The following is a 14,925-nucleotide window of genomic DNA, read 5'->3' as shown; positions in this document are numbered from 1 at the left end:
GGAGGCAGCCGCGACCCGCCGGAGCCGCGGAGGGGGCGGGGTAGCGCACGGCGCCCGCGACGACCGAGCGGGTCGCAGGGGAGGGCGGCTTCCAGGGACCGCCGGCGCCCCGCCCCCACCGGTCCGGTCCGGTCCGGCCCGGTGCGAGCCGCCGAGCCGGCGTATCGCCGTATCGCCGCTTCACCCCGCCGTACCCCGACGACCCGAACCGCCCCACGAGGAGCCGTCTTGAACGCCACCCCCACACCCCACGGCCTCTCCCAGTCCCACGACGCGACCGAGACCGTCCCTCACCAGCCGAGAAGGGCATCGCCCGCCCAGCGCCGGGACGATCCCTCCGACCCCCTGGAGCACCCCGACCCCCACACCGCCGCCCAGGCCGCGGCCGTGGAGAACCTCCTGCGCTGCTGGGCGCGCGAGACCGGCACGCCGGACCCCGGCGACGGCCCTCTCGTCGTCCCCCTCCCGGCCAGCGGTACGGCCCTGTTCGTCCCGGTCCGCCACTGGTCCCCGACGGGCTGGCACCGCTTCGGCCCCCCGTACCTGGCCGACGCCCCGCAGGACGCCCCGCCGGCCGACGCCGTCACCGTCGCCGCCCTGCTCGCCCGGGAGGCACCCACCGGCGCGGGCGCCGACACCGTCGATCTCGTCGCCCGTGTCGCCGACTCCGTCCGCCGCACCGCCTTCTTCCTCCACGACCGCCGGCGGCGTCCCACGGACGGACCCGACCTCTTCCTCTCAGCGGAACAGGCCCTCCTGCTCGGACACCCGCTGCACCCGACCCCGAAGAGCCGTGAAGGCCTGTCGGAAGCCGAAGTCCGTCCCTATTCACCCGAATTGCGAGGTTCCTTCCCGCTGTGCTGGATGGCAGTGGCCCGCTCCGTACTCGCCACCGACTCCGCCTGGACCGAGCGCGGCCGGCCCGTTCCCGCCGAACGGCTCACGGCCCGGCTCGCCGGCGCGGGACTGCCCCTGCCCGACGGGTACGCCGCCCTGCCGCTGCACCCGTGGCAGTCGCGGGAGGTGCGGCACCGCGCGGACACGGCGGCGCTGCTGGACGCGGGACTCCTCCAGGACCTGGGCCCCCACGGCCCCGCCTGGTACCCCACCTCCTCCGTGCGCACCGTCCACCGCACCGGCGCCCCCGCCATGCTCAAGCTGTCACTGGGCCTGCGCATCACCAACTCCCGCCGGGAGAACCTCCGCAAGGAACTGCACCGCGGCGTCGAGGTCCACCGTCTGCTGCGCGGCGGCCTCGCCCGGCAGTGGCGCGCGGCGCACCCCGGCTTCGACATCGTCCGCGACCCGGCCTGGCTGGCCGTCGACGGACAGGACGGATCCCCGGTGCCCGGGCTGGACGTGATGATCCGGCACAACCCGTTCGGCCCGTCGGACGACGTCTCCTGCGTCGCCTCACTCGTGGCACCCCGGCCGTACCCCCGAGCCGGCGCGGCCACGGCCATGCGGTCCCGCCTGGCCGTGGCCGTCGCACACCTCGCCGCCCGCACCGGCCGCCCCCCGGAAACCGTCGCCGCCGAGTGGTTCCTGCGCTACCTCGAACAGGTGGTCCGCCCCGTGCTGTGGCTGGACGGAGAAGCCGGAGTCGCCCTGGAGGCCCACCAGCAGAACACGCTCCTCCTGCTGGACGCCGACGGCTGGCCCGCGGGCGGCCGCTACCGCGACAACCAGGGCTACTACTTCCGCGCCTCCCGGCACGCGGAACTCGACGCCCGGCTGCCCGGCATCGGCGGGCGCAGCGACACCTTCGTCGCCGACGACGTCACCGACGAACGCTTCGCCTACTACCTCGCGGTCAACAACGTCTTCGGTCTCATCGGCGCCTTCGGCTCCGGGCGGCTCGCCGACGAACGGCTGCTGCTGGCCGCCTTCCGCCGCTTCCTCGGCGACGCCGCCTCCGGGCCCGCACGCACGCGCTCCACCCTGCCGGCCCGGCTGCTCGACTCCCCGGTCCTGCGCTGCAAGGCCAACCTGCTGACCCGGCTGCACGGCCTCGACGAACTCGTCGGCCCGGTCGACACCCAGTCCGTCTACGTCACCATCGCCAACCCCCTGCACCTGTGACCCGCCCACCGACTCCCGTCTCCCGCAGACCCGTCTTCCGAGAGGAGCGCGCCATGCCTCCCACCGACGCCGGCGCCGCCGCAGGGCACGCCCCCACCACCGCCGCCGGCCCCCAGCCGGCCACGGCGGGCACCGACGGCGAGGACACGCTCGACCTGCGGCTGCCCGACGACTTCGGCGCGCTCCTCGCGGAGGTCACCGGGACCGGCACCGCGGCCAAGGCCGACCTTCTCGGCGGCGTCGGCGACTGGGGCCCCACCACCACCCCCGTCGGTGCCTTCCAGCTGCTCCCGGTCCGGGTCGAGCGGGACCTGCCGGTGATCAGCCGCTGGATGAACGACCCGGCCGTCGCGGAGTTCTGGCAGCTCGCGGGAGCCCAGAGCGTGACCGAGGCCCATCTGCTCGCACAACTCGACGGCGACGGACGCAGCGTCCCCTGCGTCGGCCTGCTGGAAGGCAGGCCGATGAGCTACTGGGAGATCTACCGGGCCGATCTCGACCCGCTGGCCCGCCACTATCCGGCCCGGCCGCACGACACCGGTGTCCACCTCCTGATCGGCGGTGTCGCCGACCGCGGGCGGGGGCTCGGCAGGGCCCTGCTCAGAGCCGTGGCCGACCTGGTGCTCGACAAGCGCTTCACCTGTGCCCGCGTCGTGGCGGAGCCCGACCTTCGCAACGCCCCCTCGGTGGCCGCCTTCCTCAGCGCCGGTTTCCGGTTCGCCGCCGAGGTCGACCTGCCCGCCAAACGGGCCGCCCTCATGATCCGGGACAGGTCCTCGCGTGACGTGCTGTGACAGCGAACCGGGAGGTACCGGGACCCGGTTCCCCGCCTTGACCGCACGTCTGTCAGCGCCGGGCCGTAGGGTGGTCGCGCTATGACGAAGCCCTCCCTCCCCGAACTCCTGCACGCCGCCGTCACAGCCGTCGGCGGTACGGAGCGCCCCGGCCAGGTGACCATGGCCCAAGCCGTCGCGGACGCGATCGACGACGGTTCGCACCTGCTGGTCCAGGCCGGCACCGGCACCGGAAAGTCCCTCGGCTACCTCGTGCCCGCGCTCGCCCACGGGGAGAGAGTGGTGGTGGCCACCGCCACTCTCGCCCTGCAGCGCCAGCTCGTGGAGCGCGACCTGCCGCGCACGGTCGACGCCCTGCACCCACTGCTGCGCCGCCGCCCGGAGTTCGCGATGCTCAAGGGCCGTTCGAACTACCTGTGTCTGCACCGCCTGCACGAGGGCATGCCGCAGGACGAGGAGGAGGGGCTCTTCGACCAGTTCGAGGCGGCCGCACCCACCAGCAAGCTGGGCCAGGACCTGCTGCGGCTGCGCGACTGGGCCGACGAGACCGAGACCGGCGACCGCGACGACCTCACCCCCGGTGTGTCCGACCGGGCCTGGGCGCAGGTGTCGGTCTCGTCCCGGGAGTGCCTGGGCGCCTCGAAGTGCCCCTACGGCGCCGAGTGCTTCGCCGAGATGGCCCGTGAACACGCCAAGCTCTCCGAGGTCGTCGTCACCAACCACGCGCTCCTCGCGATCGACGCCATCGAGGGCGCGCCGGTCCTCCCGCAGCACGAGGTGCTCATCGTCGACGAGGCCCACGAGCTGGTCTCCCGGGTGACGGGCGTGGCCACCGGCGAACTCACGCCCGGTCAGGTCAACCGCGCGGTGCGCCGTGCCGCGAAGCTGGTCGACGAGAAGACCGCCGACCAGTTGCAGACCGCCGCCGAGGGCTTCGAGCGGCTGATGGAACTCGCCCTGCCGGGCCGGCTGGAGGAGGTGCCCGAGGACCTCGGTTACGCGCTGCTGGCGCTGCGGGACGCCTCCCGCAACGTCATCTCGGCGCTCGGCGCGACCCGCGACAAGTCCGTCCAGGACGAGGACGCCGTCCGCAAACAGGCGCTGGCCTCCGTGGAGAACGTGCACGACGTGGCCGAGCGCATCAGCAACGGCTCCGAGTGGGACGTCGTCTGGTACGAGCGCCACGACCGCTTCGGAGCCTCCCTGCGCGTCGCTCCCATGTCCGTGTCGGGCCTGCTGCGCGAGAAGCTCTTCGCGGACCGGTCCGTCGTCCTGGCCTCCGCGACCCTCAAGCTCGGCGGCGACTTCAACGGGGTCGGCGCCTCCCTCGGTCTGGCCCCGGAGGGCACGGAGGGCGACGACGTACCGCAGTGGAAGGGCATCGACGTCGGCTCGCCGTTCGACTACCCCAAGCAGGGCATCCTGTACGTCGCCAAGCACCTGGCGCGCCCCGCGCGGGACGGCGACCGGGGGGACATGCTGGACGAGCTGACGGAGCTCATCCAGGCGGCGGGTGGGCGCACGCTCGGCCTGTTCTCCTCGATGCGGGCCGCCCAGCTCGCCGCGGAGGAACTGCGCACGCGGATCCCCGAGTTCCCGATCCTGCTCCAGGGCGAGGAGACGCTGGGCGAGCTGATCAAGAACTTCGCGGCGGACCCGCGGACCTGTCTGTTCGGCACGCTGTCCCTCTGGCAGGGCGTCGACGTCCCCGGGCCCAGCTGCCAGCTGGTCGTCATGGACAAGATCCCGTTCCCGCGTCCGGACGACCCGCTGATGAGCGCCCGGCAGAAGGCCGTCGAGGACGCCGGCGGCAACGGGTTCATGGCGGTGGCCGCCACCCACGCGGCGCTCCTGATGGCCCAGGGCGCCGGGCGTCTCGTACGGGCCTCGGGGGACCGGGGCGTGGTCGCCGTACTGGACCCGCGCCTGGCGACGGCCCGGTACGGCGGCTATCTGAAGGCGTCGCTGCCCGACTTCTGGTACACCACGGACCGCAACCAGGTGCGCAAGTCGCTGGCCGCCATCGACGCGGCGGCCGGGCAGTCCGAGGGCGAGTGACCGTGGGGGTCTGACCCGGCGCCGGGTCAGACCCCCACGGCCGGCCGGGCCGGGTTTTTCCGCCGTCAGGGGCGCGGCCGCACAGCACAGGGCCCCGGAACCGGCGCAGGGGTCCCGGGGCCCGATCAGGGGGCGGGTGGGTGTGGCCCGCCCGCCGCGATGGTCGTCACACGCGCCGCAGCACCGCGACCACCTTGCCGAGGATGGTCGCGTCGTCGCCCGGGATCGGCTCGTACGCCGCGTTGTGCGGGAGGAGCCAGACGTGACCGTCCTCGCGCTTGAAGCGCTTGACGGTGGCCTCACCGTCGATCATCGCGGCCACGATGTCGCCGTTCTCGGCGACCTGCTGGCGGCGGACGGTGACCCAGTCGCCGTCGCAGATCGCGGCTTCGATCATCGAGTCACCGACGACCTTCAGGACGAACAGCTCGCCGTCGCCGACCAGCTGCCGGGGGAGGGGGAAGACGTCCTCGACGGACTCCTCGGCGAGGATCGGCCCACCGGCGGCGATCCGGCCGACCAGCGGGACGTAGGACGCGGCCGGCTTGCCCACCGTGTCCGCCGGCTGCAGGGGGGCGGTCTGGTCCGAGCCGCGGACCTCGTACGCGCGCGGGCGGTGCGGGTCACGGCGCAGGAAGCCCTTGCGCTCGAGCGCCATCAGCTGGTGCGCGACCGAGGAGGTGCTGGAGAGGCCGACGGCCTGCCCGATCTCCCGCATGGACGGCGGGTATCCGCGCCGCTGCACGGAGTCCCTGATGACCTCGATCACCCGGCGCTGCCGGTCGGTGAGGCCCGAGCTGTCCGCCCGGATGCCTGGAGGTCGGCCCGGCAGGGAGCGCTTGGGTCCCTCGGGATTCGTGGCTTCGTTCATCGCGTGCACCGGCTCGAGTCGGCCCTGGGAGCGGTCCTGGGCGGTGATGGTGGCACTGTCTGCGGTGGTGGTCACGTCGGCCCCTCTCGGTGGTCTCCCTCCGGCACAACGGTAGTTGCTTTCGAAAGGTTGCGCCAAACACACGTTCGAGTGAAAAACCGTGGAGTAACTGACTTGATCATGTGCCTGGGTGTATGGCCTCATGGCATCCGGCGGACGGAAGGGTCGATTGCTGTACTGTTCACCGCCGGGTGGCGGCCTCGTGGGCTGCCGCCCCGGTCCGCCGCCCGGGGCCCGGCGTCCCGCCGACCGGGTCCCGGTGCCCGTCCGCGCGGCGGTTCCGCGCGTCCTCCGTGCGACGCCCACGGTATCCCCGCAAATGTCCCGGCGGTACGGCCGTGCACCGGCGTGTTTTCCGTGGTGATGCGGGAAGGCGGCTCGTGGCCGCGTCCGTGCGACGCGTGTGAATCCCTGTGTCTGAAGAGCCAATCCCCACATCTAGTGGTTGGATGGCTACAGCAACCCACAGGTTGTGGTCCCTGGTCTTCGGTTCGCTGATCATCGCCTATGCTTGGGGCTGCTTCGCGGGGCCCCTGAGACCCAGCGAGGCCATTGAGTCTGCTGTGAGGAGGGTTGGAGTCCATGCACTGCCCCTTCTGCAGGCACCCCGACAGCCGTGTGGTCGACAGCCGTACGACGGACGACGGCACGTCGATCCGCAGGCGCCGCCAGTGCCCCGACTGCTCCCGGCGGTTCACGACCGTGGAGACGTGTTCGCTCATGGTGGTCAAGCGGTCCGGAGTCACCGAGCCGTTCAGCCGTACCAAGGTCATCAACGGTGTGCGCAAGGCATGCCAGGGACGGCCCGTGACCGAGGACGCGCTCGCCCAGCTCGGCCAGCGGGTCGAGGAGGCGGTGCGCGCCAGCGGAAGCGCCGAGGTGGCCGCCCACGAGGTGGGGCTCGCCATACTCGGCCCCCTGCGGGAGCTCGACCTCGTCGCCTATCTGCGGTTCGCGTCCGTCTACCGGGCGTTCGACTCGCTCGAGGACTTCGAGGCCGCCATCGCGGAACTCAGGGAAGAGGCGGAGCGCCCCGCCGCGCGGAACGGCGACGGCACGGGCGCGGGGAGCCAGGAAGACGACCGCGGGCGCGGAGGGACGGCCGACGTCCCGGCGCCCGTGAGCGCCGCCGGCTGATCGGCGGGCCGGCCCGGACGGCGCGTCCGGACCCGGCTCGGCGGCGGCGAGCAAGACCGGTCGCGGGCGGCAGCGAGGGTGCCCGCGATGCCAGACAGAACACCGTGCTCCGGAACAACAGGGGCACTTCAGGGCGTTTTCGCCCGTACAGGGAGGCGGCATGACAGAGACGGCGAGCGGCCCGGCACGAGGCTCCCGAGCCAAGGGTGCCAAGGCCGGCAAGGGGCTGCGTATCGAGCGCATCCACACCACCCCCGGCGTACACCCGTACGACGAGGTGGCCTGGGAGCGCCGTGACGTCGTCATGACCAACTGGCGCGACGGCTCGGTCAACTTCGAGCAGCGTGGCGTCGAGTTCCCCGACTTCTGGTCGGTGAACGCGGTCAACATCGTCACCAGCAAGTACTTCCGCGGTGCCGTCGGCACCCCGCAGCGCGAGACCAGCCTCAAGCAGCTGATCGACCGCATCGTGAAGACGTACCGGAAGGCCGGAGAGGACCACAAGTACTTCGCCTCGCCCGCCGACGCCGAGATCTTCGAGCACGAGCTGGCCTACGCCCTCCTGCATCAGATCTTCAGCTTCAACAGCCCTGTCTGGTTCAACGTCGGCACCAAGCAGCCCCAGCAGGTCTCTGCCTGCTTCATCCTGTCCGTCGACGACTCCATGGAGTCGATCCTCGACTGGTACAAGGAAGAGGGCATGATCTTCAAGGGCGGCTCCGGCGCCGGCCTGAACCTCTCCCGCATCCGCTCCTCCAAGGAGCTGCTCTCCTCCGGCGGCAACGCCTCCGGTCCCGTCTCCTTCATGCGCGGCGCCGACGCCTCCGCCGGCACCATCAAGTCCGGCGGTGCCACCCGCCGCGCGGCCAAGATGGTCATCCTCGACGTCGACCACCCGGACGTCGAGGACTTCATCGAGACCAAGGTCAAGGAGGAGGAGAAGATCCGCGCTCTGCGCGACGCGGGCTTCGACATGGACCTCGGCGGTGACGACATCACCTCCGTCCAGTACCAGAACGCCAACAACTCGGTCCGTGTGAACGACGAGTTCATGAAGGCGGTCGAGCAGGGCGGCACGTTCGGCCTGCGCGCGCGGATGACCGGCGAGGTCATCGAGCAGGTCGACGCCAAGAGCCTGTTCCGGAAGATGGCCGAGGCCGCCTGGGCCTGCGCCGACCCGGGCATCCAGTACGACGACACGATCAACCACTGGCACACCTGCCCGGAGTCCGGCCGCATCAACGGCTCGAACCCCTGCAGCGAGTACATGCACCTGGACAACACGTCCTGCAACCTCGCCTCGCTGAACCTGATGAAGTTCCTGAAGGACGACGGCAAGGGCGACCAGTCCTTCGACGTCGAGCGCTTCTCGAAGGTCGTCGAGCTGGTCATCACCGCGATGGACATCTCCATCTGCTTCGCGGACTTCCCGACCCAGAAGATCGGCGAGAACACGCGCGCGTACCGCCAGCTCGGCATCGGCTACGCCAACCTCGGCGCCCTGCTGATGGCGACGGGCCACGCCTACGACTCCGACGGCGGCCGCGCCCTTGCCGGTGCCATCACCTCCCTGATGACCGGCACCGCCTACAAGCGCTCCGCCGAGCTCGCCGCGGTCGTCGGCCCGTACGACGGCTACGCCCGCAACGCCCAGCCGCACCTGCGGGTGATGAAGCAGCACGCCGACGCCAACACCACGGCCGTCCGCATGGACGACCTGGACACCCCGGTCTGGGCCGCCGCCACCGAGGCCTGGCAGGACGTGCTGAGCCTCGGCGAGAAGAACGGGTTCCGCAACTCGCAGGCGTCCGTCCTCGCGCCGACCGGCACCATCGGCCTGGCCATGTCCTGCGACACCACCGGTGTCGAGCCCGACCTCGCGCTGGTCAAGTTCAAGAAGCTGGTCGGCGGCGGCTCGATGCAGATCGTCAACGGCACCGTCCCGCAGGCCCTGCGCCGCCTGGGCTACCAGGAGGAGCAGATCGAGGCGATCGTCGCCCACATCGCCGAGCACGGCAACGTGATCGACGCCCCCGGCCTCAAGCACGAGCACTACGAGGTGTTCGACTGCGCCATGGGCGAGCGCGCCATCTCCCCGATGGGCCACGTCCGCATGATGGCCGCGATCCAGCCGTGGATCTCCGGCGCCATCTCCAAGACGGTCAACATGCCGGAGTCGGCCACCGTCGAAGAGGTCGAGGAGATCTACTTCGAGGCGTGGAAGCTGGGCATCAAGGCGCTCGCCATCTACCGCGACAACTGCAAGGTCGGCCAGCCGCTCTCCGCCAAGAAGAAGGCCCCCGTCCAGGAGAAGGCCGAGGAGACCGCCGCGGCCGGGCCCAAGGCCGAGAAGGTCGTCGAGTACCGCCCGGTCCGCAAGCGCCTGCCCAAGGGCCGGCCCGGCATCACCACCTCCTTCACCGTCGGCGGCGCCGAGGGCTACATGACCGCCAATTCCTACCCGGACGACGGTCTCGGCGAGGTCTTCCTGAAGATGTCCAAGCAGGGCTCCACTCTCGCGGGCATGATGGACGCCTTCTCGATCGCCGTGTCGGTGGGCCTGCAGTACGGCGTGCCGCTGGAGACGTACGTCTCGAAGTTCACGAACATGCGCTTCGAGCCGGCCGGCATGACCGACGACCCGGACGTGCGGATGGCGCAGTCGATCGTCGACTACATCTTCCGCCGCCTGGCGCTGGACTTCCTGCCCTTCGAGACGCGCTCCGCGCTCGGCATCCACTCCGCCGAGGAGCGCCAGCGCCACCTCGAGACCGGCTCCTACGAGCCGATCGACGACGAGCTCGACGTCGAGGGCCTGGCCCAGTCGGCGCCGCTGCAGACCGACCTGAGGACGGTCGCCACGCCGAAGGCCGAGGCGGCCGAGCCCGCCCCGAAGCAGGCGCACACCAGTGCCGAGCTGGTGGAGATGCAGCTGGGCATCCAGGCCGACGCCCCGCTGTGCTTCTCCTGCGGTACGAAGATGCAGCGGGCCGGCTCCTGCTACATCTGCGAGGGCTGCGGCTCGACGAGCGGCTGCAGCTGATCCGACGGGCACGCCCTGAGGCCGGGGGCGCCGGTTGCGGACCGGTGCCCCCGGCCTTCCGTCCGGTCAGGCCGGGTGCGCGCGGCCCATCGTGCGCGTGAAGGTGTCCGGGTCGTCGTCGAAGCCGTGCAGGCCGGGGCGGAAGCCCCAGCTCCCCGAGGCGTCCCGCGAGAACTCCGCGACGACGGCCGCCGTCGCGCCGGGCACACCGGCGAAGTCGTCCTCGGCGAGCACGGTGTATCCCTCACGGACGCGCAGTCCCGGCCCGAGCACGTCGGCGAAGGTGCGGCGTACGGGACGCTGCTGGACGACGACGCCGACCACCACGCGCGCGTACCGGTCGTCGAGCCGGTCGAGCTCCAGCGTCATGACCTCGTCCCACCCGAAGCCCAGGCCGTCCCTGCTGTCCCGGTCGAGGTGGATGGTGCCGTCGGGAGAACGGCTGTCGAAGTGGACCACGTACGCCGGGTCGCCGTACGGATCGCCCGCCCGGTAGGTCGCGGCGACGACATCCAGGTCGGTGGGCGGCTGCCCCGCCGGACTCGGATCCCACTTGAGCGCGACCTCTGCCCTGCGCATCCCCTTGCTGAACCCGCTCACGGAACTCCCCCTTCTCCTGGCCCGTGCGCCCTCCTGCCTCAACTGCCCTTCCATGGGCGCCTGTTGCCATCGTGCCACGTGCGCGGGGGCGCTTGCGCGGGCGCTGTCCCCACGGACGTGACCGGTGCCACGCTCCTGGGCCTTACCATGGCGCGGTGCTGGTCAAGTGGATTCGCTGCACCGTGGTGGACCGCCGTGGCTTCGAGCGGGGGCAGCGGAAGTGGGCGGGGCTTCTGGGGGAGCCGGGGTTTCGGGGACAGGGCGGTGGGTGGAGCCGGGAGCGGCCGGAAGTGGCACACGTCTTCGCCTTCTGGGAGAGCCGTGCCTTCTACGACTCCTTCATGGCCCGCTCCCACGACCGGCTGGCGGCGGCCCAGGCCGGTACGTTCAAGGACGCCCGGGTCCGGCTGTTCGACCACCGGTTCGACGTGAAGACGGGTTTCGAACCGCGCTTCGCGGGCGCCGACCTGCTGCGCGTCGCCCTCTGCCGGGTGCACGAGGAGCGCGCCGAGCACTTCACGCTGATGCAGGAGAAGGTCTGGAATCCGGCGATGGCCGGCTCGCCCGGCATGGTCCGAGGCCTGTTCGGCGAGGCCCCGGGCAACGAGTTCCTGGTGCTGTCCATGTGGCAGTCCTCCGCCGAGCACGGCAAGTACCGCACCGAGCGCGTGGAGCGCCTCGCGCTGCGCGCCCGGACGGAGGCCGACGTCGCGGCGCTCACGGGCGACATCGTGGAGCTCGAGAGCACGTGGACGGTGTGACCTGTGCCGTATGAGGCCACCTGGACTCCTCGATCGGCCGTCACTCGATCTAGGGTCTTGGCATGGCACGACCACGGCGCATCGTCCTTGTCCGGCACGGCGAGTCAACGGGCAATGTTGATGACTTCGTGTACGAGCGCGTGCCCGACCACGCGCTCCCGCTGACCGAGCGGGGCCGGCGGCAGGCCGAGGAGACGGGCAAGGCGCTGCGGGAGCTGTTCGGGCGGGAACGCGTGAGCGTGTACGTCTCCCCCTACCGCCGCACCCACGAGACCCTCCGCTCCTTCCGGCTGGACCCCGACCTCATACGGGTGCGCGAGGAGCCGCGGCTGCGCGAGCAGGACTGGGGCAACTGGCAGGACCGCGACGACGTACGCCTGCAGAAGGCCTACCGGGACGCCTACGGGCACTTCTTCTACCGCTTCGCCCAGGGCGAGTCCGGGGCCGACGTCTACGACCGGGTCGGCAACTTCCTGGAGAGCCTGTTCCGCAGCTTCGAGGCACCCGACCACCCGCCCAACGTGCTCCTGGTGACCCACGGCCTGGCGATGCGGCTGTTCTGCATGCGCTGGTTCCACTGGACCGTCGCGGAATTCGAGTCCCTGTCGAACCCCGGGAACGCCGAGGTGCGGATGCTCGTTCTCGGGGACGACGGCAAGTACACGCTGGACCGCCCGTACGACCGCTGGCGGGAACCGGAACCGTACGGGATCACCGGATGGAGCGACTGAGCGATGACCCCTGACGCCTCACCGGGCGGACGCCTGGAGCGCGCCCTCGCCAGCGTGCGCGGACTCGCGGTGGGGGACGCGCTGGGCTCGCAGTTCTTCGTGCCGGTGAACCACCCGCTGCTCAAGCGCCGCGAGCTGCCGTCCGGCCCGTGGCAGTGGACGGACGACACGGAGATGGCCTGCTCGGTGGTGGCCGTGCTTGCCGCCCACCGGCGCATCGACCAGGACGCGCTGGCCCGGTCGTTCGCCCGTCACCACGACTTCGACCGGGGCTACGGCCCCGCGGTCAACCGTCTGCTGCGCCTGGTCCGGGAGGGCGGCGACTGGCGGGAGCTGGCCGCCGCGCTCTTCGACGGGCAGGGATCGTGGGGCAACGGCGCCGCGATGCGCATCGCCCCGCTGGGCGCCTGGTACGCGGACGACCCGGAGCAGGCCACCCACCAGGCCGAGATCTCGGCCTACCCCACCCACCAGCACCGCGAGGCCGTCGTGGGGGCCATGGCCGTCGCCGCGGCCGCCGCGCTGGCCGCCGCACCCGGCGGCCCGCCGAGCCCGGAGGCACTGCTCGACGGCGTCATCGCCCTCGTTCCGGCCAGGAGTGCCGTCGGCGCCGGTCTGCGGCGTGCCCGCGACATGCTCGACTACGGCGACGCGGCCACCGTCGCCGCGGTCCTGGGCTGCGGGCGGCGTACGACCGCCCATGACACGGTGCCCTTCGCGCTCTGGTCGGCCGCCCGGTGCCTGGGGGACTTCGAGGACGCGTTCTGGACGACGGCACGGGCCGGCGGCGACGTCGACACCACCTGCGCCATAGTGGGCGGTGTGCTCGCCGCGGGGAAGGCGGGGACTCCGCCGGCCGAGTGGGTCGAGCGCACCGAGGCGCTGCCGGAATGGGTGCCGACATCGCTGTGACGGGTCGGGACGCTTGCCCGACCAGGGTGTTGCGGCCGGATCCCGGCAGCGTACGCTAAGGGCGCCATGCCGTACGAACCACCCACTCACACCGTCGAGCGCTCCCTCAGAGCCACGACCGGAGCGAAGGTCATTGCCGGTGTCGACGAGGTGGGGCGCGGCGCGTGGGCCGGTCCCGTCACCGTCTGCGCGGCGATCACCGGACTGCGCCGGCCCCCCGCGGGGCTCACCGACTCCAAACTGCTCACCGTCAAGCGACGCACCGAACTCGCCGCGGAGCTGCGGGAGTGGGTGACCGGGTACGCCCTCGGCCATGCCTCCGCGGAGGAGATCGACGACCTGGGGATGACGGCCGCGCTGCGGCTCGCGGCGGTGCGCGCGCTGGAAGGACTGCCGGTCCGTCCGGACGCCGTCATCCTCGACGGCAAGCACGACTACCTCGGCGCCCCCTGGAGGGTCCGTACGGTCGTCAAGGGCGACCAGTCGTGCGTGGCCGTCGCGGCGGCCTCGGTGATCGCCAAGGTCCACCGTGACAAAACGATGGCCGAACTGGGTATCGACCATGCAGACTTCGGTTTCGCGGCCAACGCCGGGTATCCGTCGCCCGTGCACAAGGCCGCGCTGGAGGAGCGGGGACCCACCCCGTACCACCGGTTGTCGTGGGCGTATCTTGATGCGCTGCCCCGGTGGCGGCACCTCAAGAAGGTCCGAGTCCGGGTGGACGGAGCCGCTTCGGAGGTCGAGGGCCAGCTCGGCTTCGACTTCTGACCGCTCCACTCGTCCCGATGGGCGACCCGCCCACGCGAGCCGCACCAATGTTTGATAAAAATCAGCCCATGCCTCTCATTCCCGAGGAGCCTCAGATTCACGAGAGTGCCCAGGGTCCCCGCGCCACTCCGGCCGCCGGCCGCACCGCGCCGACCCCTCGTCCCGTTCCCGGCCCCCGCCCCGCGGCTCCGCCGCGCCCCGGTCGTCCCGGCCCCGTGCGGCCCGCGCCGCCGGCGCAACGCGCGTCGCGAGAAGGGGCCGCGGCCAAGCCCGGACCGTCGGGGCCCGCTGCCCCCGCGGCCTCGGCGACCCCGCAGATCCAGCTCATCCCGGCCTCCGCCCAGGGAGCGCTCGACGCCGCCGAGGAGGCGGTCGACCTGCTCCTGGAGTCGGGCCGTGCCCCCGGCGACGTGCTGGTGATCACCACCGGTGAGCCGCACCCGTGGGCCGTGCACGAGCTGTCCTTCGGCGAGGCGTCCTACTGGGCGCAGCACGACGCGCGCGACGACGTCTTCTACGCGGACGCCGCCGCGGTCTCCCGTGCCGCTTCCCGCCCCGTGGTCGTGGTCGCCGTCAACGGCGGCACCGACGGCGTCGCCGCCACGGCGCTGCCCCTGGCCCACTCCCGGGCCGGCGCGCTGCTGATCGTCTGCGGCGACCCGCAACAGATCAACTCGGTGCTGGGCACGCGGGTCTGAGCCGCCGTCGGCACACCGTAGGTGTCGCCGACGGCGTCAGCGGGCCGTCGCCCGGCGCAGCACCTCGGAGGCCACCCCTCCGGTGCGCGGCGGCGGGGGCGGCAACTCGGCCGTACCGAAGGACTCGGGTGTCGAGTCCGCGTTCGGCCGACGGCCCCCGCGGCCCTCGCCGAGGACCTGCCAGCCGTCCCGGGTCAGTGTGATGTACGCCCCGCAGCGCAGTCCGTGCAGGGTGCAGGCGTCACGCAGACCCCACATCCACGCGCCGTCCTCCTCCGTCCAGCGTGCGTCGCCGTCACGGCAGTAGAGCAGTACGGCGGTGCGCACCGGGGTGCGGCGCCGCAGATCGTGCGGGATGACCCGGCGCAGCTGGGCGAGCAGCGCGTTGCGGAGCATCCAGCCGTCGGCGG

13 protein-coding genes are annotated in these 14,925 nt (G+C 72.0%); 10 read left to right on the top strand and 3 right to left on the bottom strand.

The genetic code is table 11. From position 1 onward, the window contains the following. Positions 1-228 precede the first annotated feature (228 nt). The 3 genes from RH94_RS40675 (at position 229) to RH94_RS07670 (ending at position 4,934) form a co-directional block, all read left to right on the top strand. Entirely contained in the window at positions 229-2,082 is a 1,854-nt protein-coding gene (locus tag RH94_RS40675; RefSeq protein ID WP_073946878.1) for an IucA/IucC family protein, read from the top strand. 53 nt (positions 2,083-2,135) lie between these two features. Continuing rightward, positions 2,136-2,876: a GNAT family N-acetyltransferase gene (locus tag RH94_RS07675; RefSeq protein ID WP_073946877.1), complete on the top strand. Its 741-nt coding sequence runs from the start codon at positions 2,136-2,138 to the stop codon at positions 2,874-2,876. 81 nt (positions 2,877-2,957) lie between these two features. Continuing rightward, positions 2,958-4,934: an ATP-dependent DNA helicase gene (locus RH94_RS07670; protein ID WP_073946876.1), complete on the top strand. Its 1,977-nt coding sequence runs from the start codon at positions 2,958-2,960 to the stop codon at positions 4,932-4,934. 166 nt (positions 4,935-5,100) lie between these two features. On the opposite strand, the gene lexA is transcribed toward RH94_RS07670, so the two are convergent. After that, the gene (gene lexA / locus RH94_RS07665; protein ID WP_073946875.1) at positions 5,101-5,880 is read right to left on the bottom strand and encodes a transcriptional repressor LexA; all 780 of its coding nucleotides are present in this window, start codon (positions 5,878-5,880) and stop codon (positions 5,101-5,103) included. A gap of 567 nt (positions 5,881-6,447) precedes the next feature. Here lexA and nrdR point away from each other — a divergent pair. Then, a complete protein-coding gene (nrdR, locus tag RH94_RS07660; protein ID WP_073946874.1) occupies positions 6,448-7,002 on the top strand; it encodes a transcriptional regulator NrdR in 555 nt (184 codons plus the stop codon). A 160-nt stretch (positions 7,003-7,162) separates the two neighbouring features. Further along, positions 7,163-10,045: a vitamin B12-dependent ribonucleotide reductase gene (locus RH94_RS07655; protein ID WP_073946873.1), complete on the top strand. Its 2,883-nt coding sequence runs from the start codon at positions 7,163-7,165 to the stop codon at positions 10,043-10,045. Between the two features lie 66 nt (positions 10,046-10,111). Here RH94_RS07655 and RH94_RS07650 read toward each other — a convergent pair whose 3' ends face one another. After that, entirely contained in the window at positions 10,112-10,645 is a 534-nt protein-coding gene (locus RH94_RS07650; protein WP_073946872.1) for a TerD family protein, read from the bottom strand. A 155-nt stretch (positions 10,646-10,800) separates the two neighbouring features. On the opposite strand from RH94_RS07650, the gene RH94_RS07645 reads away from it, so the two are divergent. From RH94_RS07645 to RH94_RS07625, 5 genes are all read left to right on the top strand, one after another. Then, a complete protein-coding gene (locus RH94_RS07645; RefSeq protein WP_073946871.1) occupies positions 10,801-11,406 on the top strand; it encodes a YdbC family protein in 606 nt (201 codons plus the stop codon). 62 nt (positions 11,407-11,468) lie between these two features. Further along, positions 11,469-12,137: a histidine phosphatase family protein gene (locus RH94_RS07640; protein WP_073946870.1), complete on the top strand. Its 669-nt coding sequence runs from the start codon at positions 11,469-11,471 to the stop codon at positions 12,135-12,137. A 3-nt stretch (positions 12,138-12,140) separates the two neighbouring features. Further along, on the top strand, positions 12,141-13,049 hold the full coding sequence (locus tag RH94_RS07635) for an ADP-ribosylglycohydrolase family protein (RefSeq protein ID WP_073946869.1): 909 nt from the start codon (positions 12,141-12,143) through the stop codon (positions 13,047-13,049). 66 nt (positions 13,050-13,115) lie between these two features. Further along, positions 13,116-13,817, top strand: coding sequence for a ribonuclease HII (locus tag RH94_RS07630; RefSeq protein ID WP_073946868.1), 702 nt, complete (start codon positions 13,116-13,118; stop codon positions 13,815-13,817). Between the two features lie 68 nt (positions 13,818-13,885). Next, positions 13,886-14,515 carry a hypothetical protein gene (locus tag RH94_RS07625; RefSeq protein ID WP_073946867.1) on the top strand — a complete coding sequence of 210 codons (630 nt, stop codon included), beginning with the start codon at positions 13,886-13,888 and terminating at the stop codon, positions 14,513-14,515. Between the two features lie 36 nt (positions 14,516-14,551). On the opposite strand, the gene RH94_RS42690 is transcribed toward RH94_RS07625, so the two are convergent. After that, positions 14,552-14,925: hypothetical protein (locus tag RH94_RS42690; protein WP_234425607.1), on the bottom strand; the 374-nt coding region annotated here is incomplete at its 5' end.

This window comes from Streptomyces kebangsaanensis (assembly GCF_001906585.1).
Taxonomy (GTDB): Bacteria; Actinomycetota; Actinomycetes; order Streptomycetales; family Streptomycetaceae; genus Streptomyces; species Streptomyces kebangsaanensis.
This window is presented reverse-complemented; position numbering and strand designations above follow the sequence as displayed.

Bases quoted from the DNA above. Each gene is read 5' to 3' on its own strand.
- RH94_RS07675 (WP_073946877.1), top strand. From the start codon at position 2,136: ATGCCTCCCACCGACGCCGGCGCCGCCGCAGGGCACGCCCCCACCACC.
- RH94_RS07670 (WP_073946876.1), top strand. From the start codon at position 2,958: ATGACGAAGCCCTCCCTCCCCGAACTCCTGCACGCCGCCGTCACAGCC.
- nrdR (WP_073946874.1), top strand. From the start codon at position 6,448: ATGCACTGCCCCTTCTGCAGGCACCCCGACAGCCGTGTGGTCGACAGC.
- RH94_RS07655 (WP_073946873.1), top strand. From the start codon at position 7,163: ATGACAGAGACGGCGAGCGGCCCGGCACGAGGCTCCCGAGCCAAGGGT.
- RH94_RS07640 (WP_073946870.1), top strand. From the start codon at position 11,469: ATGGCACGACCACGGCGCATCGTCCTTGTCCGGCACGGCGAGTCAACG.
- RH94_RS07635 (WP_073946869.1), top strand. From the start codon at position 12,141: ATGACCCCTGACGCCTCACCGGGCGGACGCCTGGAGCGCGCCCTCGCC.
- RH94_RS07630 (WP_073946868.1), top strand. From the start codon at position 13,116: ATGCCGTACGAACCACCCACTCACACCGTCGAGCGCTCCCTCAGAGCC.
- RH94_RS07625 (WP_073946867.1), top strand. From the start codon at position 13,886: ATGCCTCTCATTCCCGAGGAGCCTCAGATTCACGAGAGTGCCCAGGGT.